At 66.7% G+C, this 25,511-nt stretch carries 25 protein-coding genes; 20 read left to right on the top strand and 5 right to left on the bottom strand.

What is annotated here, in order from left to right:
* Window positions 1-2: 2 nt before the first annotated feature.
* Window positions 3-452 (top strand): general secretion pathway protein, encoded by a 450-nt coding sequence (locus tag G5A07_RS04365; RefSeq protein WP_019659857.1) that lies wholly within the window; start codon window positions 3-5, stop codon window positions 450-452.
* Window positions 453-542: 90 nt separating this feature from the next.
* Here the strand turns inward: G5A07_RS04365 and G5A07_RS04360 are convergent, their stop codons facing one another.
* Window positions 543-878, bottom strand: coding sequence for a hypothetical protein (locus G5A07_RS04360; RefSeq protein WP_191862930.1), 336 nt, complete (start codon window positions 876-878; stop codon window positions 543-545).
* 201 nt (window positions 879-1,079) lie between these two features.
* Between G5A07_RS04360 and G5A07_RS04355 the strand changes: the two genes are divergently transcribed.
* The 6 genes from G5A07_RS04355 to G5A07_RS04330 all read left to right on the top strand — a co-directional run bounded on the left by G5A07_RS04355 (window position 1,080) and on the right by G5A07_RS04330 (window position 7,864).
* A complete protein-coding gene (locus G5A07_RS04355) occupies window positions 1,080-2,696 on the top strand; it encodes a ShlB/FhaC/HecB family hemolysin secretion/activation protein (RefSeq protein WP_191862920.1) in 1,617 nt (538 codons plus the stop codon).
* 38 nt (window positions 2,697-2,734) lie between these two features.
* Complete coding sequence (locus G5A07_RS04350; protein WP_191862919.1) at window positions 2,735-4,519, top strand: MotA/TolQ/ExbB proton channel family protein; 1,785 nt, start codon at window positions 2,735-2,737, stop codon at window positions 4,517-4,519.
* A gap of 10 nt (window positions 4,520-4,529) precedes the next feature.
* Entirely contained in the window at window positions 4,530-4,943 is a 414-nt protein-coding gene (locus G5A07_RS04345) for a biopolymer transporter ExbD (protein WP_005409874.1), read from the top strand.
* A 39-nt stretch (window positions 4,944-4,982) separates the two neighbouring features.
* Entirely contained in the window at window positions 4,983-5,648 is a 666-nt protein-coding gene (locus G5A07_RS04340) for a cell envelope integrity protein TolA (RefSeq protein ID WP_191862918.1), read from the top strand.
* A 42-nt stretch (window positions 5,649-5,690) separates the two neighbouring features.
* Window positions 5,691-7,436 (top strand): putative porin, encoded by a 1,746-nt coding sequence (locus G5A07_RS04335; RefSeq protein ID WP_053443144.1) that lies wholly within the window; start codon window positions 5,691-5,693, stop codon window positions 7,434-7,436.
* A gap of 98 nt (window positions 7,437-7,534) precedes the next feature.
* Entirely contained in the window at window positions 7,535-7,864 is a 330-nt protein-coding gene (locus G5A07_RS04330) for a hypothetical protein (RefSeq protein ID WP_005409871.1), read from the top strand.
* Between the two features lie 110 nt (window positions 7,865-7,974).
* Here the strand turns inward: G5A07_RS04330 and G5A07_RS04325 are convergent, their stop codons facing one another.
* The gene (locus tag G5A07_RS04325; protein ID WP_049480979.1) at window positions 7,975-8,373 is read right to left on the bottom strand and encodes an OsmC family protein; all 399 of its coding nucleotides are present in this window, start codon (window positions 8,371-8,373) and stop codon (window positions 7,975-7,977) included.
* A 191-nt stretch (window positions 8,374-8,564) separates the two neighbouring features.
* Here G5A07_RS04325 and G5A07_RS04320 point away from each other — a divergent pair, with 191 nt between their 5' ends.
* The 10 genes from G5A07_RS04320 (at window position 8,565) to G5A07_RS04275 (ending at window position 19,754) form a co-directional block, all read left to right on the top strand.
* Window positions 8,565-9,068, top strand: coding sequence for an RNA polymerase sigma factor (locus G5A07_RS04320; protein ID WP_191862917.1), 504 nt, complete (start codon window positions 8,565-8,567; stop codon window positions 9,066-9,068).
* Between the two features lie 82 nt (window positions 9,069-9,150).
* On the top strand, window positions 9,151-10,107 hold the full coding sequence (locus tag G5A07_RS04315; protein WP_043396195.1) for a FecR domain-containing protein: 957 nt from the start codon (window positions 9,151-9,153) through the stop codon (window positions 10,105-10,107).
* A gap of 184 nt (window positions 10,108-10,291) precedes the next feature.
* Window positions 10,292-13,411 (top strand): TonB-dependent receptor, encoded by a 3,120-nt coding sequence (locus G5A07_RS04310; protein ID WP_191862916.1) that lies wholly within the window; start codon window positions 10,292-10,294, stop codon window positions 13,409-13,411.
* A gap of 27 nt (window positions 13,412-13,438) precedes the next feature.
* A complete protein-coding gene (locus tag G5A07_RS04305; RefSeq protein WP_010485368.1) occupies window positions 13,439-14,194 on the top strand; it encodes a Slam-dependent surface lipoprotein in 756 nt (251 codons plus the stop codon).
* A gap of 59 nt (window positions 14,195-14,253) precedes the next feature.
* Window positions 14,254-15,018, top strand: a complete 765-nt coding sequence (locus tag G5A07_RS04300; protein WP_043396189.1) for a Slam-dependent surface lipoprotein — start codon at window positions 14,254-14,256, stop codon at window positions 15,016-15,018.
* A gap of 90 nt (window positions 15,019-15,108) precedes the next feature.
* Window positions 15,109-16,563, top strand: coding sequence for a surface lipoprotein assembly modifier (locus G5A07_RS04295; protein WP_019337751.1), 1,455 nt, complete (start codon window positions 15,109-15,111; stop codon window positions 16,561-16,563).
* Window positions 16,564-16,699: 136 nt separating this feature from the next.
* Window positions 16,700-17,104 (top strand): response regulator, encoded by a 405-nt coding sequence (locus tag G5A07_RS04290; protein WP_019337750.1) that lies wholly within the window; start codon window positions 16,700-16,702, stop codon window positions 17,102-17,104.
* 9 nt (window positions 17,105-17,113) lie between these two features.
* Window positions 17,114-18,709 carry a PAS domain-containing protein gene (locus G5A07_RS04285; RefSeq protein ID WP_191862915.1) on the top strand — a complete coding sequence of 532 codons (1,596 nt, stop codon included), beginning with the start codon at window positions 17,114-17,116 and terminating at the stop codon, window positions 18,707-18,709.
* 70 nt (window positions 18,710-18,779) lie between these two features.
* On the top strand, window positions 18,780-19,121 hold the full coding sequence (locus tag G5A07_RS04280) for a type II toxin-antitoxin system prevent-host-death family antitoxin (RefSeq protein ID WP_010485378.1): 342 nt from the start codon (window positions 18,780-18,782) through the stop codon (window positions 19,119-19,121).
* 3 nt (window positions 19,122-19,124) lie between these two features.
* Entirely contained in the window at window positions 19,125-19,754 is a 630-nt protein-coding gene (locus tag G5A07_RS04275; RefSeq protein ID WP_010485380.1) for a hypothetical protein, read from the top strand.
* A gap of 99 nt (window positions 19,755-19,853) precedes the next feature.
* Here the strand turns inward: G5A07_RS04275 and proP are convergent, their stop codons facing one another.
* The 3 genes from proP to G5A07_RS04265 form a co-directional block, all read right to left on the bottom strand.
* Window positions 19,854-21,341: a glycine betaine/L-proline transporter ProP gene (proP, locus tag G5A07_RS04270; RefSeq protein ID WP_019337748.1), complete on the bottom strand. Its 1,488-nt coding sequence runs from the start codon at window positions 21,339-21,341 to the stop codon at window positions 19,854-19,856.
* 261 nt (window positions 21,342-21,602) lie between these two features.
* Window positions 21,603-21,731 (bottom strand): hypothetical protein, encoded by a 129-nt coding sequence (locus G5A07_RS22425; RefSeq protein WP_256202341.1) that lies wholly within the window; start codon window positions 21,729-21,731, stop codon window positions 21,603-21,605.
* A gap of 85 nt (window positions 21,732-21,816) precedes the next feature.
* Entirely contained in the window at window positions 21,817-22,044 is a 228-nt protein-coding gene (locus G5A07_RS04265) for a hypothetical protein (RefSeq protein WP_019337747.1), read from the bottom strand.
* A gap of 162 nt (window positions 22,045-22,206) precedes the next feature.
* Here G5A07_RS04265 and G5A07_RS04260 point away from each other — a divergent pair, with 162 nt between their 5' ends.
* From G5A07_RS04260 to G5A07_RS04250, 3 genes are all read left to right on the top strand, one after another.
* Window positions 22,207-22,623: a host attachment family protein gene (locus tag G5A07_RS04260; protein ID WP_019337746.1), complete on the top strand. Its 417-nt coding sequence runs from the start codon at window positions 22,207-22,209 to the stop codon at window positions 22,621-22,623.
* A 5-nt stretch (window positions 22,624-22,628) separates the two neighbouring features.
* Window positions 22,629-22,952, top strand: a complete 324-nt coding sequence (locus tag G5A07_RS04255) for a thioredoxin family protein (RefSeq protein WP_019337745.1) — start codon at window positions 22,629-22,631, stop codon at window positions 22,950-22,952.
* Between the two features lie 96 nt (window positions 22,953-23,048).
* The gene (locus G5A07_RS04250) at window positions 23,049-25,400 is read left to right on the top strand and encodes a GH92 family glycosyl hydrolase (protein ID WP_191862914.1); all 2,352 of its coding nucleotides are present in this window, start codon (window positions 23,049-23,051) and stop codon (window positions 25,398-25,400) included.
* Window positions 25,401-25,511 lie beyond the last annotated feature (111 nt).

Genomic DNA, 25,511 nt, shown 5'->3' with positions numbered 1-25,511 from the left:
ACATGGATGGCAGGCGCTGGGATCGCAATCGCATACTGACCCTGCTGGCGGCGACGCTGCTGCTGGCCGTGGTGGCCTATTGGGGTGTCACCCTGTCTGCCGTGGCGCCAGCGGCCGCGGCCAGCGAGGCGAAGGCCGTGGCGCCGGTACGGCCGATGTTCGATGCAGTGGCTAGCCTGCCGCTGGTGCGGCTGCTGTCCCCCGGTGCAGTGCAGACCGAGGTGGTGGTGCTGGGCGTGATGGCCGGTGACCATGCGCCATTGGCCCTGCTCTCGGTGGATGGACGCCCGGCGGAAGCGTATGCGCCCGGCCAACGGCTCGGACCTTGCACGGTGCTGGCCAGCATCAGTGCCAGCGCGGTGGAACTGAACCAGGCCGGGCAATCGCGCAGCCTGCCGGTGCCTGAGCTGCCGCCGGTGCCGACCGATGGCATCGTGCCGGCCGCACTGTAGAGCCGAGCCTACGCTCGGCAGCTCCTGCGCGGCATCGCCGATGAATGCAAAGACAGCCGAGCATGGGCTCGGCTCTACAAAGGCGCTGGCTCAGCGAGCCGGACGCTGCGGTACCACCGAACGGCCAAAGGCATCGCCCATGCGCTGTCGTGTGCCTTCCAGGTTGTACTGCATCAGTTGGTTGCCGGGCTGCCGCATCAGGCGTTCGGCCTCCGGCAGCGCCGGTGATTTCGCCGTTTTCGATGCCGGCGCAAGTTTGCGCTGCAGGCAGTCCCAGGCCGGAATACGCTCGCCATTGACCTGTACTTCGATACAGGGCGCGGCGCCTTCCTGCTTCTTCGCCTCGTCGGCGTGAAGCGGGGCCAACACCAGCAGCAACGCAAGGGTGAGGGCAGCGCGCAGCTCCATTATCAATGATTCACGCATCTCGAACTTCCCGCGGCAATCGACGTTCTGCAATGAAGACGTGTGGCGAAGGCAGGGTCCGCCTGCGTGCGTTGCGGCGCTGTCAAAAGATGACAGTGCTGTCATAAAACTGTTGGCGGTTTTGACGCGACGTGCACGTCCTGTTGGTAGACCCACGCGCCGCTCCATGGCCATTACCTTCGATACGACGCGATGCCTTCGATGACTCCTGTTCCGTGCCGAGCCGTCCGCCTTCCCTTGCGCCTGCATCCCCTGGTGCTGGCCCTGGCCGCGATGCCGCTGCCGTTGTTCGCGCAGGAGGCAGCGCCTGCGCCCAGCGTGAACATCAATGAATACATCGTGCGCGGCAATACCGTGCTCGATCCGCGCCAGATCGAGCGCGCGGTCGAGCCCTTCCTCGGCCCGGGAAAGACCCTGGCCGATGTCGAGAAGGCACGCGATGCAGTCAATGCGCTGTACCAGCAGGCGGGCTACCAGTCGGTCTACGTGGAGCTTCCCGAGCAGCAGGTCAGTGGTGGCGTAGTGCTGCTGAAGGTACAGCAGACACCGATCGGCCAGCTGCGGGTCGTGGGAACGAAGCACGAATCGCCCGAGCGCATCCGCGAACGCGTACCAGCGCTGGCGGAAGGCAAGGTGCCGGACTTCGACCAGGCCCAGAAAGAACTGACCGCGCTGAATGAGGGCGGGCGTCGCCAGGTGATGCCGCTGGTGCGCGAAGGCCAGGTGCCGGGCACGATGGATGTGGACCTGCAGGTCGAAGAAAAGTCGCCGTGGCGTGCCAGCGCGTCACTCAACAATGACCACAGCGCCGACACCGAGAAGCTGCGCCTGAGTGCATCGCTGGCCTACGACAACCTGTGGAAGCGCGGGCACAGCGCCAACATCGGCGTGTATCTGGCACCGGAAGACACCAAACAGGCCAAGGTGTTCTCGGCCTCGTACACGATGCCGTTCGAAGGCACGCCGTGGAGCCTGGAAGCGTCCGGCTACAAATCCGACAGCCGCGTGCTGAACGCGGGTGGGCAGGTGGGTACCGGCACCGGTACCAACGTGATCGGCAACGGTCACTCGATCGGCCTCAAGCTCAACTATCGACTGGCCGGCAGCAGTCAGTGGTGGCGCCAGCTCAGCCTTGGTGTGGATTTCAAGGACACCGAGGAAGATACCCAGATGGGCAAGGACAGCCTGAAGACGCCGCTGAAGTACGCGCCTATCACGCTGGCCTTCGTGGGCGTGCGCCAGGGCGAGCAGGATCAGCTGAGCATCAACACACAGCTGGTTGCCGGCACCCGCCGCCTGTTCGGCTACGGCAGCGACGCCACCGCCTTCGGCCAGAAGCGCTATTGGGCCGACCCGAGCTTCGTGGCCTTCAAGGCCGACGTGGCCAACACCCACACCTTCGGCAACGACTGGCAGTGGTACGCACGTGGCTTGCTGCAGGTGACCGACGCGCCGCTGGTGTCGGCCGAGCAGTTTGCCGCCGGTGGCATGTACACCGTGCGCGGCTATCTGTCGGCCGAGGCGATCGGCGACTACGGCGGCCTGGCCAGCCTGGAATGGCGCACCCCGGCGTGGTCGCTGTGGAGCGGCACCGACCTGCGTGTCTACAGCTTTGCCGACGCGGCCTACCTGCGCCTGCGCCAGCCGCTGCCCGAGCAGCGTGACAAGTACAACCTGGCCTCGGTCGGCCTGGGCGCGCAGATGCGCCTCGGCGAACACCTGCAACTGCGCCTGGACTACGCCTGGCCTTATGCCGATGGCCCGGTCACGCGCAAGGACGACCCGCGCCTGCATTTCAACATCAGCACCAGCTACTGACCCTTCCCTTGAACATGCGTTCTCCGGAGACCCTTCGCATGGACCGTTTGCTTTCCCGAGTGTTGTTGCTGCTGGCCGCGCTGGTTGCGCTGCCGGTCGCTGCGGCCGATGCCAATTGGTGGCAGGCCGAATGGAAATACCGCAAGCCGATCACCGTCGACGCCGGCCCGCAGGGCGCGGGCCTGGCCGGTGACCCGGGTCGCACGCCGCTGCTGCTGCGCCTGCATACCGGCAACTTCGGTTTCGACGGCACCCAGGACGCGGGCAACGACCTGCGCTTCGTCTCGGGTGATGGCCGCACCGTGCTGGCCCACCAGATCGAACAGTTCGATCCCAAGCTGGGCCTGGCCCTGGTCTGGGTGGACGTACCGGCGGTCAGCGCCGCAGCACCGCAGACGATCTGGATGTACTACGGCAACGAGAAGGCCCCGGCCAGCGGCAATGGCCAGCAGGTGTTCGACCCGGACTACACGCTGGTCTACCACTTTGCCGAGGCCAATGCGCCGGCACGCGACACCACCGCCTATGGAAACAACGCCGTGGCCGTGGCGCCGCCGTCGGAAGGCTCGGTGATCGGCCGCGGCGTTCAGTTGGGCGCAGCCCCGCTGCCGCTGCCGGCCAGCGCATCGCTTGCGCAGGAGGCGGGCGCGCCGCTCACCGTCTCGGCCTGGATCAAGCCGGGCAGCAACAACGCCGCACAGGCGATCTATGCCCGTCGTGACGGTGCTTCCGAACTGGTGCTGGGCATCGAGAACCGGGTGCCGTTCGTGCAGCTCAATGGCCATCGCAGCACGCCGGCACAGCCGATTCCGGAAGGGCAGTGGGCGCATGTGGCGCTGACTGCGGAGAAGGGCGCTCTGCAGCTGTACCTCAATGGCCGCGTGGTCGCACAGCTGAGCGGCGAATTGCCGGCGCTGGGCACCGCCCCGGTGGTGGGCGCCGATGCTCCTGGCGCGGCGCAGCCGCTGGCCAATTTCGAGGGCGCACTGGATGAGCTGCGTATCTCTCGCGTGGCACGACCGACGGCACTGCTGCTGGCCGATGCCACCGCACAGGGCGCCGACTCGCGCCTGATCAGCTACGGTGCCGACGAGCAGTCCGCCGGTCAGAGCCACTTCGCCTTCATCCTCAAGGCAATGCCGTTCGACGCCTGGGTGGTGGTGGCGATCCTCGGCCTGATGATGCTGCTGTCGTGGGCGATCATGATCGCCAAGGGGCGCCACTTCGGCCGCACCAGCAAGGCCAACGCGGTGTTCACCGAGAGCTTCGGCAAGTTGTCCGGCGTGCCGCTGCGCACCCTGTCCGACATGGACCGCCAGGGCAAGGCGCCGACCGCGATGCACGACGGTTCGCTGTGGCGGATCTACCAGGTGGCCATCGATGAAATGCAGCAGCGCCACCAGCGCGATGGCAACAGCGGTTACCTCAGTGGCGCCACCATCGCCGCGATCCGCGCCTCGATGGATGCGGTGATGGTGCGCGAGCAGGAAGCGATGGCACGGCGCATGAACTGGCTGTCGACCACCATCGAAGGCGCGCCGTACGTGGGGCTGTTCGGTACCGTGATCGGCATCATGCTGGTGTTCGTGGTGGCGGCGATGGCCGGCGCGGTGGACATCAATTCGGTGGCACCGGGCATGGCCGCGGCGCTGCTGTGTACCGCAGCCGGCCTCGGCGTCGCGATTCCGGCGCTGTTCGGCTACAACTACCTGGGTGCACGTGCCGAGGCGATCGGCGCCGACATGGCGGTGTTCATCGACGAGTTCGCCGCGCGCCTGGCCGAAGAGCAGGACGGGCGCGGCCCGGCCGCGGTCCAGGGCTGAGGGGCGCGCCATGGGCCAGAAGGCGAAGTTCGGCATCAAGAAGCGCGAGAAGGGCATCAACGTAACGCCCTTCGTCGACGTGCTGCTGGTGGTGCTGGTGATCTTCATCCTGACCAGCAACGCCTCCATCCCCGGCATCGAGGTCAACCTGCCGAAGGCCAGCAACAGCGTGGCACTGGAGAAGCCGAAGACCAAGGCGATCACCATCGACCCCAGTGGTCAGGTGTTCCTGGATGCCTATCCGGTGACGATGGCCGAGCTGGAAGACCGCCTGCGCACCGAGCGCGCGACCACGCCGGATTTCCCGGTGATCGTGCGCGGTGACGCGCAGGTGCAGTACGCCCGCGTGGTCGAGGTGCTGGACCTGCTGCGGCGGCTGGAGCTGGCCCAGGTCGGGCTGGTCACCGGCAAGGCGCAGGGCTGAGGCATGACGGCCCATCAATCCCCTCGGCCGGAGCCCGGCATGCGCGGTCGCCAGTTGCTGGTGACCATTGCACTGGTACTGGCCGCCTTGCTGGTGCTCGGCATCGCCGTGTGGTGGATGCTGTTCAAGGACACCGCCAGCACCCGCCGGCCGGTGGTGCAGCCGCCGATGCTGGCATTGCCGCCCCCCCCTCCGCCGCCGCCACCGCCGCCGGAAAAGCCACCGGAGCCGGAGACGCCGCCGGAAGAGACCATTCCCGAGCCGGAGCCGCTGGATCAACCGACGCCGGCGGAAGAGCCGACGCCGACCCCGGACAACGCCGACCCGGTGACGATGAATGCCGATGCGCAGGCCGGTGGTGACAACTTCGGCATCCAGTCCGGCAGTGGCGGCGGTTCATCCGGCGTGGGCCGTGGCGGCGCCGGCAATGCCACCTATGGGCGCTATCTCGGCTACCTGATGCAGCAGGCGATCTCGCGCGACGACAAGGTCAAGCGCCTGGCGTTCCAGCTGCAGGTGAATGTGTGGCTGTCCAACGATGGCCGCCTGGAAAAGGTCGAGCTGGTGCGTGGCAGTGGCAACGAGGAGGCCGACGCGGCCGTGCTCGATGCGCTGCGACGCATCGGCAAGGTCGACCAGGCACCGCCGCCGTCGCTCGATTTCCCCGCCCGCGTGCTGATCCAGGGCCGCCGGCCCGGGGCCTGATTCCCGACCTCCGTGATTTCCCTTCTTTCGATGAGAACCGTGATGAACGACCACGTCCGCGCACGAACCGACTCCCGCCGCCCGCGGCCGGCCCGACGGGCGCTGCTGTGCTGCGCCGTGCTGCTCAGCCTGGCCACCCCGGCCGGTGCGATGGCCGCAGAAACCACCATGGTCAAGCTGATCAAGGGCCTGATCGCCAGCGGCGCGCTGAAGCCAGAAGACGGCCAGGCACTGCTGGTGCAGGCCGAGGCTGAAGCAGCGGCCGCATCGCGCACTACGACCACCGCACCTTCGGCCGCCAGCGGTGGCGTGGCCCTGGAGGCCGGCGACGTGCGCGTGCCCTACGTGCCGCAGAGCGTGCGCGACGGCATTCGTGACGAAGTACGCCAGGACGTGATGGCGCAGGCCAGGTCCGAGGGCTGGGCGGCACCGAACGAAGTGGCTGAGTGGACCAAGCGCATCAAGGTGACCGGTGACATGCGCGTGCGCAGCGAGTCGCGCTTCTATTCCGAGCGCAACAGCGACATCGTGAGCAACTGGTCGTCGATCAATTCCGGCAACGGCTTCGACACCAACACCAACACCAACCTGCAGCTGCCGCCGCTGCTGAACACCCGCCAGGACCGCCGCAACCTGTGGCGCATCCGCGCCCGCCTGGGCATCGAGGCCACCATCGGCCAGCACACCACGGCCGGCGTGCGCCTGGCCAGCGGCAGCAGCAATGGCCCGGTGTCGACCACCGAGCAGCTGGGCGGTGGCCTGAGCAAGAAGGACGTGTGGCTGGACCAGGCCTGGCTGGCCTACAGCCCGGCCGACTGGGTGACGGTGCGCGGCGGCCGCTTCGGCAATCCGTTCTGGACCAGCGACACGCTGTTCTCCAACGACCTGAACTTCGACGGCCTGGCCGCCAACCTGCAGCATGACTTTGACGGTGGTGACCTCGGCCTGTTCGCCAACCTGGCCGTGGTACCGCTGGAGTACACCTCCGACAGCGCGCCCAGCCAGAGCCGGGTCAAGACCCCGAACGAGAACAAGTGGCTGTCCGGTGCACAGGTCGGCATGAACTGGCGCTTCAACGACGACAATGCGCTGCGTGCCGCACTGGGCTACTACGATTTCAAGAACATCAGCGGCCGCCTGTCCTCGCCGTGCGCGCTATATGCGGGCGCGGTGGGCTGCGATACCGACTGGTCGCGCCCAGCGTTCATGCAGAAGGGCAATACCCTGATGTTGATCCGCGACATCGCGCGCAATCCGCTGGACCCGGCCAACACGCCGACCCCGCAGTATGTCGGCCTGGCCTCGGCATTCCGCCTGGCCACGCTCAACCTGCGCTGGGATACGCAGCTGGCCCAGGGCATCGGCCTGCGCCTGGATGGCGACTACATCCGCAACCTGGCCTACGACAAGCAGGCCATGTTCAGCCGCGCCAACAACGGCATCGTCAACAACTACGGTGCCGGTGGCGCCGCCAGCATCGATACCTTCCGCAGTGGCGACACCGCCTGGATGGTGCAGGCCACCTTCGGCGCCACTGACCTGAAGGAGAAGGGCCAGTGGCAGGCGCTGCTGGGCTACAAGCATATCGAGGCCGATGCGCTGCCGGACGCGTACAACGACCCGAACTTCCACCTCGGCGGCACCAACGCCCGTGGCTACTACGTGGGCGGCGCCTACGCGCTGGATGCGCGCAGCTGGATCAGCGGCAAGTGGATGGCGGCCAAGGAAGTGTCCGGTGCGCCGTTGTCGATCGACGTGTTCCAGCTGGAGTTCAATACCGGGTTCTGAGTGGCGGGCGTGATGCGGATCACGTCGTGCGTGGCGGGGGCGCAGCGATGCGCCCGTCTAAGGAAGGGAGACCACGCGTTGTTCAAAAGGAGGAGTGGATGAGCCGTCGCAAGCTGTTCGAGAGTCCTGAACCGTCCAGCCAGATGCTGGGTGTGGGACCGGCCTATGTTTCAGTGGAGGGGCTGCGCCAGCACCTGGCCGAGTTCCTGCTGTATGCGGGCCGGCCTGTGGTGATCATGCGCGGGCGCAGCGAAGTAGGCTATTTCCTGCCGGCGCGCTGCTGGCGCCAGCGTGACGATGATCCGCTGGCGGCGGCCGCCGCCGACCAGCTGCTGGATGCGGCCGGGTTCCAGGCCGAGGATATCCAGCAGGTGGAGCAGGAATTCAACGCGATGCGCCAGCGCACCGTGCTGCATTCACGGCGCTGAGTGGCCGCCGGGCATGGCCCGGCGCTACCCGATGGCCCCGCGCCGCTCCGGTAGCGCCGGGCCATGCCCGGCGAGCGTCGTCTGTAGATCCACGCCAGGCGTGGATGGGATTACGCTGCAGCCCCACGCTCACTGGTGATGCGTGCACCTTCGCGCATCACCAACGTAACCGGGGTCTTCTCCACCACCTCCAGCAACCGCTGCCACTGTGCATCGCTCAGCTCGGCGCTGGCATGCAGCACGCGGTGCACGTGGAAGCGTCCATCCGCGTCACGTTCCGAGCGCAGCTCGGCATGGAATTCGCCCAGCTCCCAGCCCTTGCGCTGCGCGTACATGCGCAGGGTGATGGCGGTGCATGCCGCCAGCGAGGCCAGGTACAGGTCGAACGGTGCGAAACCCTTGCCCTGGCCACCCAGCGAGGCGGGCTCGTCCGCATCCACATCGAAGCTGCCATTGCTGATGTGGTGCAGGTAGTTGTCGGCGGTCGAAACAATGCGTGCGTAGGCCATCGGGATCTCCTGTTGTCTGTAGGGCCGAGTCATGTTCGGCCAATCCCACTGTGGCGTCGAGCCATGCTCGGATCTGCCCTGCATGGATGATGTGGGCGGCGGCGGCTTGCCGCCTGCGGCCCGGCAGCCCACAATCCACGTCCGGACCGTCGCCATCACGCCCATCATTCCCCGGTCCGGCCTTGGCACCTATGTCTCCCAATGCCCTGGCGCTGGTCGAGTTGCTGATCCGCGAGCGCCGTGCGTTGTCTCGCTTCATCGCGCGCTATCTCGACCCGGCCAGTACCGAGGACACGCTGCAGAACCTGTACCTGAAGGCCAGCAGCGTACCCGGCGATCCGCCCATCCTGGAGCCGCGCGGCTATCTGTACCGGATGGCCTATCACCACGCGCTCAACCGCAGTCAGTCCGACGCCCGCGAGCGGCGCGCAATGGCCGCGTACGCCACCGACATGGCCGATGCAGGCCACGACGGTGAGGCACAGGCGCTGGACCAGGCACAGCTGCGCGAGATCACCCAGACCATCCTTGCCTTGCCGGCACAGGTGCGCGAGTGCTTTGTGCTCAATCGATACCTGGGCCTGAGTGAGCGCGAGATCGCCACCCGCCTCGGCATCTCCAAGAGCGTGGTGGGCAAATACGTGCTGCGCGCGGCGCTGCTGATCCAGCAGCACCAGCAGGGAACACGCCGATGAGCTGCGATTGCCGTGGGCAGATCGCGCCCGCCGTTGTCACAACAGGAAAGCGCACCCGTTCGCGGTGCGGCAGGCCACAACCATGACCACGTCCGAACCCTCGCCGCGTCAGGCCAGGCAGGCGTTGCGCTGGGTGATCCGGTGCAGTGCAGGCCCGCTGCCGGAACGCCAGCAACGAACCCTGCAGCGCTGGCTGCGGGCCGATCCGCAGCATGTGCTGGCCTGGCGCCAGCAGCAGGCATTCTGGCGGGGGCTGGATGCCGCCGGGCCGGAGGTGCTGGCCGCGCTGCCCGAACTGACCGAAGACCGCCAGGGGCTGCGCCCGATCGCGCCACGCCGCCGACTGCCGTGGCTGCTGGCCAGTGCTGCCGCCGTGGTCCTGATGGTTGCCGCTGCGCCGCACGCGCTGCTGCTGGCACGCAGTGACCTGCACAGCACCGATGCACCGCGCATGGTGCAGTTGGAGGACGGCAGCATCGCGGTACTCGACGCCGGCACCGCACTGGCGATTGAATTCGATGGCCAGCAGCGCCACCTTCGTCTGCTGCGCGGCCAAGCCTGGTTCCAGGTAGCGCACGAGGCGCGCCCGTTCCAGGTGGAGGCGGCGGGCGGCCAGATCCGTGACATCGGCACGGCCTTCAGCGTGTCGATGCAGGACACCACGGTCCTGACCCAGGTCAGCGAGGGCGGGGTCGATGTGCGCCCGGGTGATGGCAGTGTGCAGCGCCTGCATGCCGGGCAGGCACGTGTGTTCCGTGACGGTCGCTGGCTGCAGCCGGTGCAGCTGGAAGATACCGCAACCATGGCGCCGTGGCGGCGTGGCGAGGTAGTGATCGACGATCAGCCGGCCGCGCAGGCCATCGCCGACCTGGCGCGCTACCGGCGTGCCCCGGTCTGGGTACTGGGCGGGCAGGGCGCGAGCGTGCGGGTCAGTGGCCTGTTCCACCTGCAGCAATCGGAGACCGCCATCAATGCGGTGGCCGCGCAGGCAGGACTGCGTGTGCAGCGCTTGCCCGGCGGAGCGCTGGTGGTGTGGTGAGGTGCCTGCGGCACAGCGCACAGCGCCCCACATGGAAAAAAAACGTGAAAAAACCGTGGGCACTCGCTGTGCCCTGCTGTCTATAGAGGTATAGCCAGAGCGAAACACCGTTTCTCCTCAAGCCAGACATGCCACCGGCACTGGATGTGCCCGTGGTTCCGCCACGCTTGAGGAGTTCCTGTCCATGCCGTCCACGGCATCCGCCTGTCATCGTCGCGCCACCGTCCTGGCTCTTGCCATCTCCACCGCATTGCTGCCGCTGGCCTGGGTGCCGGCCGTGCAGGCGCAACCGGTGGTCGTCGCACCGTTGCGCCAGTACACCATTCCGGAACAGCCCCTGGCCGACGCCGTGCGTGCCTTTGGCCGCCAGGCCAATGTGCAGGTGGTGTTCCGCAGTGACCTGGTGGAGGGCCGCCGCTCCAGTGCAGTGAGTGGTGAGTACAGCCAGATGCAGGCACTGCAGCAGCTGTTGCGCGGCAGCGGCGTGCGTGCACAGCGCGGCATGGACGGTACCTGGAGCCTGCGGGCCGCAGCGGAGGCGGGTGAGGGGGACGGGGTGCGCGTGACCAAAACACTGGACGTGGCCGGCCGCCTGCAGTCGGAAGGGGGCGAGGCGCGTGATCGGCGCGGCTACGATGATGTGTTCGCGCTGGACCTGACCATGGCGTATTCGGGGCGCGACCGGGTGGAGCGCTATCGCGGCTCCAACCCGGCCGACGTGGTAAAGGATCTGGTCGGTGTGTTCAGTGGCGATGCGCGCAACAGCGGCGCGCTGGACATCAACATCCGCGGCATCCAGGGGCCGGGGCGGGTGCCGGTCAGCATCGACGGTGGCGAACAGGCGCTCACGGTCTGGCGCGGCTACAACGGCGTCAGCAACCGCAATTACATCGATCCCAACCTGATGGGTGGCATCCAGGTCATCAAGGGGCCAGGGCTGGTGCGCGATGTGCACAGCGGGATCGGTGGCGCGCTGGTGATCAAGACCATCGACGTCGATGACATCGTGGAAACGGGTGAGCGCTTCGGCGGCGAGCTGAAGATCGAAGGCAGCAGCAATGCGGTGGCGCCACGCCTGCCGCGGCTGCACACCGGCGAGGATTACCGCACCGTGCCGGGGTTCCCGCAGGGCTCGCCGAACTCGCCCTACGACGACCGCACCCTGGTAGTGCCGGTGAAGTCGCGCAGTGGCAACAACCCCCTCGATGGCGAGGACCAGGCCTGGCGCCTGGCGCTGGGCGTGCGTGGCGACAACGTCGACCTGATGGCCGCCTACGCCTGGCGCAAGCGCGGCAACTACTTCTCCGGGACCCAGGGCAGCGCCTACTACGACCAGGACCGGCGCGAGCAGTTCGAGTACCAGGGCATCGACTACATCACCACGCTGGCGCGCTATTTCAAGCCCGGCGATGAAGTGCCCAATACTTCCAGCGAACAGGAGTCCTGGCTGGTCAAGGGCAGCTGGCAGATCAACGATGACCAGCAGTTGAAGGCGACCTGGCGGCGAACGCTGTCGCACTACGGCGAGATCATGCCGTCGCGCATCCTGTCGGCACCGGACTATGGGCGCATCCAGTGGCCGCTCAGCCGGGTTGCGTCCGATGCCTGGAACCTGGAGTACCGCTTCCAGCCGGCCGGCAGCCGCTGGCTGGACCTCTACGCCAACCTGTGGCGCACAGAGACGGACAGCGATACCTACACCGCAGGCGGCTTTCCGAACTTCGCCCCGGGCAATCCGGACTGGAATGCCGGCGCCAGCCCGATTCTGCGCAACACCGCGCTGGCAAATGCGAGCAACGACCGGACCGGCCTGACCCTGAGCAACCGCTTCGCCCTGCATTCGACCCTGGACCTGACCGTGGGCGGCAACTGGCAATACGAGAAGCTCGGCTCGCGTGACCCGTATTTCGGCCCGTCCGACGGCTGGCGCATGTACCCGCGTGCCGGCCGTCGCCAGGAGGGCGAGGGCTACCTCACGCTGGAATGGCGTCCGGTCGACTTCCTGACCCTCAATGCCGGCGTGCGTTACAGCCGTTACTGGGCGTTCGACGACTTCCTGCAGGCCCACCCGGAACTGCAGACGACCTCGATCGTCCCGCGCGAAGCGCAGTACCGGGTGAATGAACTGCCACCGCGGCCGGACAGCCTGCAGGGCGAGATCGACGCACTCGAGAGTGAGCGGGAATTCTGGGACAGCATCGGCATGGGCTGGATCGTCGATCAGTCGCTGGCCGACCTGCTGCGCAAGTACGAGACACCCAGGGAGGTCCAGCACGGCATTCCCTGGTTGCCCGATGCAAACGGCAACTACAGCCGAGCCACCAATCCCTGCATCAACGGCCAGGTCGCCGCCATCCCCGGGCTGCTGCCGATGGTCCTCGGCACCGACATCCGCTGCAGGATCGGGGGCGGGGCGATGCAGTCGGTGGCCGGGCGCAACGAACGGCACCGCGATCACGCCTGGTTGCCGACGTTCTCGGCGACGGTGCGTTTCTCGCCGGCCGCTCGTGCCTATCTGCGCTACAGCGAGGCGGTGCGCTTCCCCAGCATGTTCGAAAGCACCATTGCGTTCTCCAGCAGCCTCAATCCGCTGTATCCACTCAAGCCGGAGCATGCCTACAACTACGAGCTGGGGTACGTGCACAACCTTTCCGGGCTGTTCGGCAACACCGCCGATGCCGACGTCAAGCTGGCCTATTACGTGCACAAGACCCGCAATGTCATCGAGCGTGATGCGTACTTCATGTTCGACAACATCGACAAGCAGACCATCCGCGGCATCGAGCTGCAGGCGCGCTTCGACAACCGGCGCTTCTTCACCGATCTGGGCATCAGCCGCATCCTTGAAAACGAAGTCTGCGATGAAAGCTCGGCGGTACGGCTGGATGCGGACCAGGGGCGGGTGCCCAACTGCGTCCAGGATGGCTTCGTCAGCGGCTATCTGCTGACCCAGGCCACGCCGAAGCTGTCGGTGAACTGGTCACTCGGCACCCGCCTGTTCGATGAGCGCCTGGAGCTGGGCAGCCGCATCGTGCACTACCAGCGGCACGACAATCCGGACCTGCAGGCCTACCGCGACCGCCTGATCGCCGGGGGCAGCAGCCTGCTCTGGCAAAACGTGCCCTTCACCTGGGGAAACATCACCACGGTGGATGCCTACGCCCGCTGGCGCTTCAACCAGCACGCCAGCGTCGAGCTGGTCGGCAGCAATCTCGGCAACCGCTATTACGTCGACCCGGCAACACGCTCAACGCTTCCGGCACCGGGCCGCACGATCAAGCTTGGCATCACCGCGCGCTTCTGAGTCCGTATTCGACAGGGAGAATCAACCGTGAAACAGCCCCGCACCCTTGTACTTTCGATCGGCCTGCTGGCTTCCATGCCGGTCATGGCTGCCGACATCGCTGGCGGGCAGAGCCCGGCCCAGGACGGCGTCCATTACATCAACGCAGGCGAATCGACACTCAATGCCGGTCCGCACCGTTCCGGTCGCGCAGGCGTTTCGTTGGGGCCGTATGCCAACGCGGCGCGAGTGGACGTGGCCAGCCTGGTGCCCTACGCCACCACGGTGGTGCGTGGCGCAACCACGGTCCGCACGCTGGGCCCGGACGCAGGCCTGCCGTTCGCCACCGCTGGCGTGGGCCACTTCAGCTTCGTGCAGGTGGGCAATGCAGATGTCTGGTTCGGTGAATGGTCATCCAGCGGCGCGCAGGCGGGCTTCAATCACCGCCAGGTGTTCTTCGTCGGTGACCGTGCCGGTACTTCGCTGCCAGCAGGCATCGTGACCTACACCTTGGCTGGCATCAACCGCTTTGATGGCAGCGGCGTGCTGGAAGGTGCACTGCGGGCGAATTTCGATACCGGCACCGTTACCGCCGGCCTGGTCGGGACCGGATACAGGCTCGCCGCGAGCGGCACGCTGGATCGCGCCACCGGTGCGTTCAGCGGTTCGGCCATCGCCAATGGTTCGATCATCGGTACCAGCAGCGGCCAGTTCTTCGGCGCCGGTGCCAGTGCGGTGACCGGCATCGCAACCTTTGCCGGCAACAGCCAGTTCGATACGTCCTTCGGCGGTCAGCGCAACTGATCCGCCGCCGTTCCTTTTTGTGTTGTACCCGTAGTTCCCTCAACCCAAGGAGCAATACCATGAAAATGATCAACCGTTCCCTGTTGGCCGTCGCCGCTGCACTGGCCCTGGCTGGCACTGCGCAGGCGGCCGACATCGTCGGCGCTGCCAGCCCGGCGACCGATGCGCAGCTGTACGTCAAGGTGGGTGCGTCGGAAGTCAACGGCGGCCCGCACTCGGCCGGCAAGGCCGGTATCGGCGTTGGCACCGTGTCCAATGCCAAGCCGGTCGATTTCCAGGGCCTGGCGGCCTACTCGGCCCCGACCACCGTCAATGGTGTCACCGTACGCACACTGGCCATGCCGATCACCGGTACCCCGGGCAGCCATTCCGGCATGGGCCACTTCAACTTCGTCAAGGTCGGCAGCGGCGATGTGTGGTTCGGCGAGTGGTCCAAGGATGGCGCCGCTGGTGGCTTCAACAACCGCCAGGTCTATTTCGTCGGTGACCGTGCAGGCACCACGCTGCCGGCCGGCGTGGCCACCTACAGCGTGGCAGGCCTGAACAAGTTCAATGGCAGCAACCTGCTGTCGGGTACGTTCCGCGCCAACTTCGGCAATGGCACCCTGCTCGGTGGCCTGAGCGGTGGCGGCCTGTCGATCAACGTCAACGCCAACATCAACAGCGCCAACGCCTCGTTCGCCGGCACCGCCACCGCCAACGGCAGCGTTGCCGGCACCAGCCAGGGCCAGTTCTTCGGCGCCAACGCGGCCACCCTGGCCGGTATCGCCACCTTCAGCGGCAACAGCCAGTACGACACCGCCTTCGGCGGCAGCAAGAACTGATCGCCACGCCCCTGACGGGGCAGGGCAGGGACAAGCCGCGATCCGCCAGTCCCTGCTTCGGCCCGCTGCATGCACCACCACGGATCGACCATGCGCCATTCCATTTTCCTTGTCGTACTGCTGTTGGCTGCCACCGAGGTGCGCGCCCAGCAGGACGATCTTCGTCGTGTGCTTGAACAGGGCACCGAACTGCGCCACCAGCAGCAGGACCAGCAGCGCCTGCAGCAGGCCGAGTCGGAGCGGCCGACCATCACCATCGACGGCCAGACGCTGCGCGTGGAGCGCACCGTCGATGATCTTGGCCAGGCCCTTTACCTCTCTCTGCAGCATCAGCAATGGCAGGCCGCCGCTGCGTTCCTCGATGAGTACATCGAACTGCCGGGGCATGACCCCCTGCTGCGCCACTATGCGCAGGGGGCGCTGGCGCGGGTGGCAGGCGACCATCGTCGCGCGGCGATGGAGTACGAAGCGCTGCTGGCGGCGCAGCCGGATTTCCTGCCGGCCCGCCTCGAGCTGGCACGTGTCTATGCGGAAGACCAGCGCGATCGCGATGCGGCCGCGCTGTTCACCGCCATCGCTGCAGGCATCAATGCCGATGATCCGGCCACGGCCGGCGTCCGCGCGCGCGTGGACGGTTACCTGAGTGCCCTGCAGGCGCGCCAGCGCTGGAAAGGCGCGCTGTCCGCCGGCCCGGCATGGAGTGACAACATCAACCGCAGTTCGGCCAGTCGCACCTGCCTGTTCGGCGTGGGCGACGCCTGCATCATCGAACGGAAACTGCCGGACGCCCAGCGCGCGGCGGGCCTCGACTACGACGCCAGCCTGGAACGGCGCTGGGTGCTCGGCGGGCATCATGGGCTGTACGTGCGCGGTCTCGCCTTCGGTCAGGCATGGCGCGGGCACAGTGCGTACAACGAGCTCAATGCCAACGTGCAGGCGGGTTACAGTTGGCGTAGTGCACGGCAGACCGTGATGCTCGCCCCCAGCTATGACTACCAGGCCCTGGGCAACCATGCGCTGCAGGGCGGCAGTGGCGTGCACGCGGAATGGCAGTACGCCCTGGATGCACGCAGCCTGCTCAAGCTGGAGGCTGACTGGAAGCGCCAGCGCTACCGCCAGCAGGGCCTTGCCAGCAACTACGACGGCGAGCTGGCATCGCTGTACGCCACCTGGTTCCGCGCGCTCAATCCACGCTGGACGGTCTTCGCCGGGCTGGATGTCACCGACAGCAGCGCAGCCGACCCGGCCAACGGCTACCGCCAGCGCGGCCTGCGGCTGGGCGCGGCGCGGCAGTGGAGTGGCACCACGGCCACCGTATTCGTGTCGCTGCGCCAGCGCGACTACGACACCTGGAGTCCGTTGCTGGAGGCGCGCAGGCAGGACGACGAACAGAACCTGATCGCCATCGTGCGCAGCGAGCGCCTGGCCGTGGCCGGGCTGGTACCCAGCCTGAGCCTGCGCTACGCGCGCATCGACAGCAACGTCGGCTGGCTGTACAGCCACGACCGCAGCCTGCTCAGCCTGAAGTGGGAACGGGCCTTCTGAACGCGGCGTTGCAATGCCGCGGTGAACGCGCCGTGGCCGCGACCTTCATCCATCATCACGCGCTCTTGTAGCCCGGTTCGCGCATCCTGCGGGCGTTGCGGCAGAGGTGGGCCGCGTGTATCGAGGAGCGCCGGTCGTGCTGGAAGCGGGCAACAAACCAGAGGGCCTGAAAGGGCTGCGTGTACTGGTGGCGGAGGATGAATTCGCCATCGCGATGTTCCTGGTCGACTATCTGGAGCTGAAAGGCGCACAGGTGGTGGGGCCTGCCGGTGACCTGCAGGCGTTGGGGCAGCTGGTCGATACCCATCCCATCGATGTGGCGTTGCTGGACATCAACCTGGGCGGTGAGCAGGTCTATCCGCTGGCCGATCGGCTGGCCGAGGCGGGTACCCCCTTCCTGCTGACCTCCGGTTACGACGACAACCTGCCCAGCCGCTTCGCCAGCGCGCCGCGCTGTACCAAGCCTTATCACATCGAAACCCTGGTGCAGCAGCTGGCCGGGCTGGTGGCGGCGCCGCAGGTCTCTGCGGGCATCGCCTGATTGCGCGGCATGTCGCGCCGTCCTGAAGGCATCCACGCCGCCACGCTGCGTGGCGGGATGCCACCTGCGCCGCGCCTGCATGCGCGCCACGATGGCATGGCCGCGCGTATCGCCCGCCATGACTGGTCATCCACGCCCTTGGGTGCCTGCGCGCAGTGGCCGCCCCACCTGCGCGCTACCGTGGACCTGATGCTGGCCCATGGCTTCCCGATGATCGTGCTGTGGGGCGAGCAGCTGGTGCAGCTCTACAACGATGGCTATGCCGAGATCCTGGCCGACAAGCATCCCGGTGGACTCGGCCAGCCGACCCGCGAGTGCTGGCCCGAGGTCTGGCACATCAACGGGCCGCTCTATACCCGGGTTTGGCAGGGCGAGACGCTCACCTTCGAGGACAAGCTGTATCCGCTGGTCCGCCGGGGGCGTCTGGAGGACATCTGGTTCACCATCACCTACAGCCCGATCCGTGGTGAGGAAGGGCGCATCAACGGCGTGCTGGTGACGATGTTCGAGACCACCGCCGCGCATCTGGCGCGGGCCGCGCGCGAGCGCGAGGAACTACGGCGGCGCGAGAGCGAGCGACGCCTGGAGCTGGCCTTCAGGATGCTGCCGGTCGGCCTGTGCATCGTCGATCTGCAGGGTCGCATGCTGCTGTCCAACGACCAGATGCGTGCCTACCTGCCCAGCGGCAAGGTGCCTTCCACCGATGAGGCCAACCTGCATCGCTGGCGTGGCTGGCATGCCGACGGTAGCGCCATCGGGCCGGAGGATTTCGCCATCGCCCGTGCGATGCGCGGCGAGACCGTGGTGCCGGGGCTGGAGTTCCAGTACCTGCACGACGATGGCCGCGCGCGCTGGACCCGGGTCGCGGCCGCGCCCCTGCGCGATGGCGGTGGCGAGGTCAGCGGGGTGTTCGCCATCGCCGTGGACATCGACGATCTCAAGCGTGCCGCCGAGCGCCAGTCGGTGTTGCTGGCGGAGCTGCAGCACCGGGTGCGCAACATCATGTCGACCATCCATGCCATTGCCTGGCGGACCCGCGAGTCGGTCAGCAGTGTGGATGAATACGCCGAACGGTTGTGCGGGCGACTGATGTCGCTGGCACGCACGCAGAGCCTGCTGACCCGTGGCGCCAATGCCGGGGTCTGCCTGCGTGGCATGATCGATGAGGAGATCGCGGCGCAGACGCCAGCAGCGGCCGCCTGCCGCCTGCAGGGCGAGGACGTGCTGCTGCCGCCGAAGGCGGCCGAAGTGCTGTCCTTGGCGATCCACGAATTGGCGACCAACGCCCTGCGGCATGGTGCGCTGACCCATGAGGACGGCCGGATCGACGTGTCCTGGCACCTGCAGGTGCAGGACGGGCAGCCGTGGCTGGGGCTGCACTGGTGTGAACGCCATGCCACCGTGGAAGACTGGGAGCTGCCCCGGCAGCGTGGCCTTGGCCGGGCGCTGATCGAGCAGCGCGTGCCGTACGAGCTCGCCGGCAGCGGCGAGCTGCGCTTTGGCCCACAAGGCCTGGATGCCTGGATCCGCTTCCCGCTGCGCGAGCGTGACAGCCTGCTGCAGACCGATGCTCCGGACGCGGCGGCGGACGGTTCCGGCAGGTAAAGGTCCATTTATCCCCAATTGGGCCAAATTGGGTATAGTGGCCATTATCCACCCTGCCCGGAGCCGTGCCATGACCCTGCCGCTGGATCTGCCTGGCCTCGAGAAGGCCCCAGCCTCGTCGGTGAAGACCCGGGGCTGGCCGAGCCTGATGCGTACCGTGCGCGAGAAGCAGGCGCTGGTCATCACCAACCACAACCACCCCGAAGCGGTGATCGTGGACATCCGCACCTACCAGGAGCTGCTGGCCAAGGCCGCCGGCAGCGATGCCGGTGAGCGCAGTGAAGAACTGCTGCGCCTGCGCGGCGAATTCGACCAGACTCTGGCTGGCCTGCAGCGCGGTGAGGGGCTGGGCAAGGTGCTGGGCCAGCCGATCCGCCGCGGCCGCAAGGTCACCCTCGGCCGTCCGCTCTGACCGATGGGGCGGATCCTGGTGCTGGCCGGCGTCAACGGCGCCGGCAAGAGTTCGCTGCTGGGAACCTGGCTGGAAGCCGAAGGGCTGGGCTGGTTCAACCCCGATTCGTTCACCCGCCGCCTGGTAGAGGCGGGCTGGCCGCTGCCCGACGCCAATGCCGAGGCCTGGCAGGAAGGCACCCGCCGCCTGCGCCAGGCCATGGCCGATGGCACGGACTTCGCCTTCGAGACCACGCTGGGCGGCAACACCATTCCGCGCCTGCTGCGCGAGGCCTGCGAGCACCATCACGTCGCGATCTGGTTCTGTGGCCTGGCCACGGTGGACCTGCACATTGCCCGTGTTGCAGCGCGGGTGGCCGCCGGCGGCCATGACATTCCGGTGGAGAAGATCCACGCCCGCTTCGATTCGGCACGCGAGAACCTGCTGGAACTGCTGCCACACCTGGCCGAGCTGCATGTCTACGACAACAGCGCTCCCGCCGACGCCGACGGCTGCGTCGAGCCGCTGCCGGTGCTGGCGATGGCGCACGGCCAGCTGCAGTACCCGGTCTCGGTGGCCGAGCTGCTGCACACGCCGGACTGGGCCAAACCCATCGTGATGCGTGCGATGGAGTTGAACGCTGCGCGCGATTGAGGGCGCGTACGTTGTAGAGCCGAGCCCACGCTCGGCTGATCCCTCGAAAGGCAGCCGCGCGCGGGCTTGGCCGTACAACAACGCCGGCTTCGCTGAGCCTCAGGCCGGCTTTACCTGCTCAGGCTCCGCAGTCTCCGGCAGTGGCGGCAGGCTCGGGTCCACCGTCACCGGCACATCGCTCTTCAGCAGTGCGGCGGCTTCCTTGTCGCTGCCGACCGCCGGCGGTGAACCGCGCAGCGGCAGGCCAGCGGTCTCCTTCACGAACAGCATGGTGACCAGGCCGATCACTGCCGCGCCCATCAGGTAGTAGGCCGGCACCAGCGGATCGCCGGTACGTTCCACCAGCCATGCGGTCACCAGTGGCGTGGTGCCACCGAACAGCGACACCGACACATTGAAGGCGATCGACAGTGCGCTGTAGCGCACCGGGGTATAGAACAGCGCCGGCAGCGTGGACGGCATCGAGCTGGTGAAGCACACCAGTGCCAGGCCCAGCAGCATCAGGCCGAGGAAGATCAGCCAGTCGTTGCCGCTGCCGATCAGCAGCAGGCAGGGTACGGCCAGCACCAGCAGCGCGATGCAGGCACCGATGATCATCGGGCGGCGGCCAAGCTTGTCACTGAACAATCCGCCGACGATGTTCAGCGGCATCATCACCAGCATCACGATGATGATCAGCAGCAGGCCCTTGCTCTCGGCATAGCCCATGGTGACGCTGAGGTAGCTGGGCATGTAGGTCAGCAGCATGTAGTCGGTCACGTTGAACACCAGCACCAGGCCCATGCAGACCAGCAACTGGCGGCCATGTACCTGGAACAGCGCGGCGAGCCCGGGCCGGTCGTGCTCGCGCTTCTCGGCTTCCTCGGCGAAGGTGCGGAAGGCCGGCGTTTCCTCCAGTTTCATGCGCATGTACAGGCCGAGCAGGCCCAGCGGGCCGGCCACCAGGAATGGAATGCGCCAGCCCCAGTCCAGCATCTGTCCGCTGCTCAACAGCATGTGCAGCGCGGTCACGGTTCCGGCGCCGGCGATGTAGCCGCCCAGCGTGCCGAACTCCAGCCAGCTGCCCATCAGGCCGCGGTTGCGGTCGGTGGAATACTCGGCGATGAAGGTGGCCGCACCGCCGTACTCGCCGCCGGTGGAGAATCCCTGCACCACACGTGCCAGCAGCAACAGCACCGGTGCCCAGATGCCGATGCGCTCGTAGGAGGGAATCAAGCCGATCGAGAACGTGCCCAGCGCCATCAGGATCATGGTGAACGCCAGCACTTTCTGGCGCCCATAACGGTCGCCGAGCGGGCCGAACACCAGGCCGCCGAGTGGACGCACCAGGAATGCCACGGTGAAGGTGGCGAAGGCGGCGATCACCTGTGCCGTGGGGTTGCTGGACGGGAAGAACACCTGGCCGATGGTGACGGCCAGATAGCCGTAGACACCGAAGTCGAACCACTCCATGGCATTGCCAAGTGCGGCGGCGCCCACGGCGCGCTTGAGCATGGGCTTGTCGACGACGGTGATCTCATCGACCTTCAGGTGGCGGCGGCGTTTGAACCAGCCGAAGTGGGCATGGGAATCGGGCGTGTCCTGCATAGGGGCTCCCTTGTAGGTATGGAATAGGGGAATGGGTGCTGTGGTGTGTCCCGGAAATCGGAAACGGCGATGCAGGCGCAAGTGGCGCAGGGGCATCGGAAGGCGGCGTGGGGGCCGGGGAATGTGTGCAGGCGCAACGCCACGCGCACGGCAAAGCACCGCCGCAGGGGCGGAGACGCGAAAACGGGATCACAGCGGCCGCGCAGTCAGCGGCCAGGTATCACATCAGCGTAGGGGGTGCAGGCAGAGCGCCTGCGGGCGTCATCCGCCGGGATCCAGCGCGAGGCGATGGAAATGCAGGGCGGGAGCATTCGTGGCAAGCGAAGCGCCGGTCGGCAGTGCTTCCCACGTAACAGGTGCGCCCGTCACGTAGTGGGTCGTGTCGATCATCTGTTCATCATAACGGCATCGGCGTGAGCATGCAGCGAAGCAGGCTGATCTGCACGCTGTGTTCCACCTCGCCTGTTCAGAAGGCTCAGGCCGACTTCGCCACCAAACCGAACACCGTGCAGGCCATCGCCAAGGCGCCCGGCAGTGCCAGTTTCCGCGTGACCAGTGCGGCGCCGATCATGGTGAGCACCGAGAGCATGATGGCCAGGGCGAAGAACGGTTGGCCCTGCAGGAACTGGTGAATGCAACCTGCACAGCCGGCAATCGCCAGGCTGGTGGCAAAGCAGACGTGGAACAGTGAGCCAGCGTACACAGAGGTTCCTCGCGATGATGGAGGCCATAGCGGCAGGCAGGCGGACAAATTTAGCGCTGATTGCAGATTGCGATGACGGGATCACATCCTGTACCCGCTCTGGTGACATCGGCGTGCATAAGGTGGAGCGCACACCCACTTTTCGGATTGATGGAGGATGCAATGGCGCGGACGATTCCCGAAGGAACTCTGATCGTGGTAGCCGACGGTGGTTCGGCGCGGGTGTTCACCAACGTGGGCAGCAACCACCAGTTGACCCTGAAGCAGGAAGGCGAACTGCGCCTGCAGGACATCAGCGAGCAGGGTGTATCCGGGCAGGGGCCTGCGGGTGCCGTGCCGAAGGACATGTCGGTCTCGCAGCTCAATGAGGCCACGTTCGCCAAGCAGGTGGCCGAACAGCTCAACGAAGATGCCTTGAAGAACCGCTATGCGCACCTGGTATTGATCGCCGACCCGACCACGCTGGGTCGCATTCGTCCGCTGCTGCATAAAGAGGTCCAGGCGCGATTGCTCGGGGATATTGCCAAGGATCTGACCAACGCGCCGCTGGAAGACATCCAGAAGGCACTGGCGGCGTAGCGCTCATGCCGTTCATGCGTGATCACCTTGCGAACGGGCCCACCTCTGCGGAGGTGGCGGCGCAGCCTGGCTGGCAGGTGCTGGAGTTCGGTGCGCCCTGGTGTGGTCATTGCCAGGCCGCGCAGCCAGCGTTGCAGGCCTTTGTCGAAGCGAACGATCTGCCGCATTGGAAGATCGAGGATGGCAAGGGAAGGCCATTGGGGCGAGCGTTCAAGGTGAAGCTGTGGCCGACGGTGGTGCTGCTGCGCGATGGAGAAGAGATCGCGCGGGTGGTAAGGCCGCTGGACAGCGCGGATCTCATGTCGTTGCAGAGCGCGCTTCCCGGTTGAAGATTGAACCGGGCGTGGGAAGCCGGGCAGTCGCACTGCAGCATGCGGCGTGGCAGGCCCGGTGCTAGGATCCCGCTATCACCTGAATCGATCCAAATGCCGATGCCCACGCTGGACCGTCGTCTCCTGATCGCTGTCGCCGCCACGGCGGTGTTCGCTTCCGGCCTGGTTTCGGCCGCGCCTGCCAGAACCGCCGCCGACAAGGCCTATGCCTCGGTCGACCCGTTCATTGGTACGGGTGGTGAAGGCCACACTTACCCGGGTGCCACGGTGCCGTTCGGCATGGTCCAGCTCAGCCCGGACACACGCATCCAGCCACGCGAAAAGGCCTATGGCTGGGCAGCCGGCTACCGCTACGACGACAGCAGCATCGTCGGCTTCTCGCACACGCATTTTTCCGGCACTGGCCATTCCGATCTGGGCGACATCCTGCTGATGCCGTTCACCGGCAGTCCCGGCCTGGAGCGTGGCGATCCTGAGAAGCCGGGCAGCGGCTATGCCTCTCGCTTCCGCCATGACGATGAGAAGGCCGAGCCGGGCTACTACGCCGTCACCCTGGACGACTACAAGGTGCGCGCCGAGCTGACCACCAGTGCGCGCGTGGGCGTGCATCGCTACGCCTTCCCCAAGGGCGCCGACGCCAAGGTGCTGCTGGACATGCGCACCAGCATGTACGACTACCCGGGCAAGGTGCTGTGGTCGCGGGTGCGGGTGCGCGCCGATGGCACGGTGACCGGCTTCCGGGAGACGCGCGGCTGGGCGCCAGGTCGCCAGCTGTACTTCGCGATGCGTTTCTCGCGGCCGCTTTCCGGGCATGAGCTGCACAACACCGAGCAGGACATCGTCTACAAGGGCTTCCCGCCGCCGGGCGAGAAGGATCCAGCGCAGCGCGCACAGGTCGAGGGCCGCCAGCTGGTCGGTACCTTCGCATTCGGCAAGCTGGATGCACCGCTGGTGGTCAAGGTCGCGATCTCGCCGGTCAGCGAAGCCGGCGCCATTGCCAACCTCGACGCGGAAGTGGCCGACTTTGATTTCGACCGCGTGCGTGCGCAGGCGAAACAGGAATGGACGCAGGCGCTGTCGGTGCTCGATATCGATGCGCCCGAGCACGCCCGCCGCAGTGCCTATACCGCGCTGTACCACACCCTGCTGGGGCCGACGCTGTTCATGGATGCCGATGGCCAGTACCGCGGGCCGGACAATGCCGTGGACAAGGCCGAGGGCTACACGAACTATTCCACGTTCTCGCTGTGGGACACATACCGGGCGCTGCACCCGTTGCTGACGCTGGTGCAGCCGGAGAAGCGCAACAGCGACTTCGTCAATTCGATGCTGGCCCACCACGAGCACAGCCCCTACGGCATGCTGCCGGTGTGGTCGTTCCATGGCCTGGAAGACTGGTGCATGATCGGGTACCACGCGGTGCCGGTGATTGCCGATGCCTACGTGAAGGGCATTCGCGGCTTCGACGCCGACAAGGCACTGAAGGCGATGATCGAGACTGCCAACTACGGCCCCTATGACGGCATCGCGCAATACCGCGAGCTGGGCTATGTGCCGATCGACGAGGAAGGCGAGGCCGCCAGCAAGACGCTGGAGTACGCCTTCGATGACTGGACCATCGCGCGCATGGCGCAGGCGATGGGCAAGACCGATGTGGCGGCGACCTTCGACAAGCGTGCCGGCAACTGGCGCAATGCCTTCGACAAGGACACCGGCTTCATGCGTGCGCGCAAGCGCGATGGCAGCTTCCGCACTCCGTTCGACCCCAGCGCCAGCGGCTATGGCACCGACTACACCGAAGGCAACGCCTGGCAGTATTCGTGGTACGTGCCGCAGGACGTCGCCGGCCTGGCGGCAGCGCATGGTGGCAGCGACAAGCTGCTCGCGCGCCTGGACGAGGTGTTCAACGCCAAGGTGGATCCGTCCATCTTCGAGCACATGGAAGACATCACCGGCCTGATCGGCTGGTATGCGCATGGCAACGAGCCCAGTCACCATGTGGCCTACCTGTATTCGTACGCTGGCCAGCCGTGGCGCACCCAGGCGCGCCTGAAGCAGATCATGGACACCCAGTACGCCGATCGCCCCGATGGCCTGGCCGGCAACGATGATGTCGGCCAGATGTCGGCGTGGTACGTGTTCACCGCCCTGGGCTTCTATCCGGTGGCCCCGGGCTCGGGCGAGTACATCCTCGGCCGCCCGTTCCTGCCGAAGACCGCGATACGCCTGCCGAACGGCAAGACGTTCACCATCGTGGCCGATGGGCTGGATGACAGGCACACCTACGTCGGCAACGTGAGCCTCAACGGCAAGCCGCTGCAGCGCACCTTCCTGCGCCATGACGAGATCCTGGCAGGTGGCGAGCTGCGTTTCACCATGCAGGCCGAGCCGAACAAGGATTGGCCGGGGCAGGGCGCGCAGGCGCCGTATTCGATGAGCCGGTGATGATTGGTAGGTGCCGACCTTGGTCGGCACGCTTCACGGCTGACCTTGAACCTGTAGAGCCGAGCCCATGCTCGGCTCAGGTATCGCGTCAACGGCAGCCGAGCATGGGCT

Source organism: Stenotrophomonas sp. AS012628 (genome assembly GCF_010608305.1).
In the GTDB taxonomy this organism is placed as follows: domain Bacteria; phylum Pseudomonadota; class Gammaproteobacteria; order Xanthomonadales; family Xanthomonadaceae; genus Stenotrophomonas; species Stenotrophomonas geniculata.
The sequence above is the reverse complement of the archived record's forward strand: the minus strand, read 5'-3'. Positions and strand labels throughout refer to the sequence as shown.

Coding starts and splice junctions, on each gene's coding strand:
- G5A07_RS04345 (WP_005409874.1), top strand. CDS start 4,530: ATGGGCCAGAAGGCGAAGTTCGGCATCAAGAAGCGCGAGAAGGGCATC.
- G5A07_RS04350 (WP_191862919.1), top strand. CDS start 2,735: ATGGACCGTTTGCTTTCCCGAGTGTTGTTGCTGCTGGCCGCGCTGGTT.
- G5A07_RS04260 (WP_019337746.1), top strand. CDS start 22,207: ATGGCGCGGACGATTCCCGAAGGAACTCTGATCGTGGTAGCCGACGGT.
- G5A07_RS22425 (WP_256202341.1), bottom strand. CDS start 21,731: ATGATCGACACGACCCACTACGTGACGGGCGCACCTGTTACGTGGGAA.
- G5A07_RS04360 (WP_191862930.1), bottom strand. CDS start 878: ATGCGTGAATCATTGATAATGGAGCTGCGCGCTGCCCTCACCCTTGCG.
- G5A07_RS04330 (WP_005409871.1), top strand. CDS start 7,535: ATGAGCCGTCGCAAGCTGTTCGAGAGTCCTGAACCGTCCAGCCAGATG.
- G5A07_RS04320 (WP_191862917.1), top strand. CDS start 8,565: ATGTCTCCCAATGCCCTGGCGCTGGTCGAGTTGCTGATCCGCGAGCGC.
- G5A07_RS04335 (WP_053443144.1), top strand. CDS start 5,691: ATGAACGACCACGTCCGCGCACGAACCGACTCCCGCCGCCCGCGGCCG.
- G5A07_RS04250 (WP_191862914.1), top strand. CDS start 23,049: ATGCCGATGCCCACGCTGGACCGTCGTCTCCTGATCGCTGTCGCCGCC.
- G5A07_RS04340 (WP_191862918.1), top strand. CDS start 4,983: ATGCGCGGTCGCCAGTTGCTGGTGACCATTGCACTGGTACTGGCCGCC.
- G5A07_RS04365 (WP_019659857.1), top strand. CDS start 3: ATGGATGGCAGGCGCTGGGATCGCAATCGCATACTGACCCTGCTGGCG.
- G5A07_RS04255 (WP_019337745.1), top strand. CDS start 22,629: ATGCCGTTCATGCGTGATCACCTTGCGAACGGGCCCACCTCTGCGGAG.
- G5A07_RS04325 (WP_049480979.1), bottom strand. CDS start 8,373: ATGGCCTACGCACGCATTGTTTCGACCGCCGACAACTACCTGCACCAC.
- G5A07_RS04285 (WP_191862915.1), top strand. CDS start 17,114: ATGTCGCGCCGTCCTGAAGGCATCCACGCCGCCACGCTGCGTGGCGGG.
- G5A07_RS04300 (WP_043396189.1), top strand. CDS start 14,254: ATGAAAATGATCAACCGTTCCCTGTTGGCCGTCGCCGCTGCACTGGCC.
- G5A07_RS04280 (WP_010485378.1), top strand. CDS start 18,780: ATGACCCTGCCGCTGGATCTGCCTGGCCTCGAGAAGGCCCCAGCCTCG.
- G5A07_RS04310 (WP_191862916.1), top strand. CDS start 10,292: ATGCCGTCCACGGCATCCGCCTGTCATCGTCGCGCCACCGTCCTGGCT.
- G5A07_RS04315 (WP_043396195.1), top strand. CDS start 9,151: ATGACCACGTCCGAACCCTCGCCGCGTCAGGCCAGGCAGGCGTTGCGC.
- proP (WP_019337748.1), bottom strand. CDS start 21,341: ATGCAGGACACGCCCGATTCCCATGCCCACTTCGGCTGGTTCAAACGC.
- G5A07_RS04295 (WP_019337751.1), top strand. CDS start 15,109: ATGCGCCATTCCATTTTCCTTGTCGTACTGCTGTTGGCTGCCACCGAG.
- G5A07_RS04275 (WP_010485380.1), top strand. CDS start 19,125: ATGGGGCGGATCCTGGTGCTGGCCGGCGTCAACGGCGCCGGCAAGAGT.
- G5A07_RS04355 (WP_191862920.1), top strand. CDS start 1,080: ATGACTCCTGTTCCGTGCCGAGCCGTCCGCCTTCCCTTGCGCCTGCAT.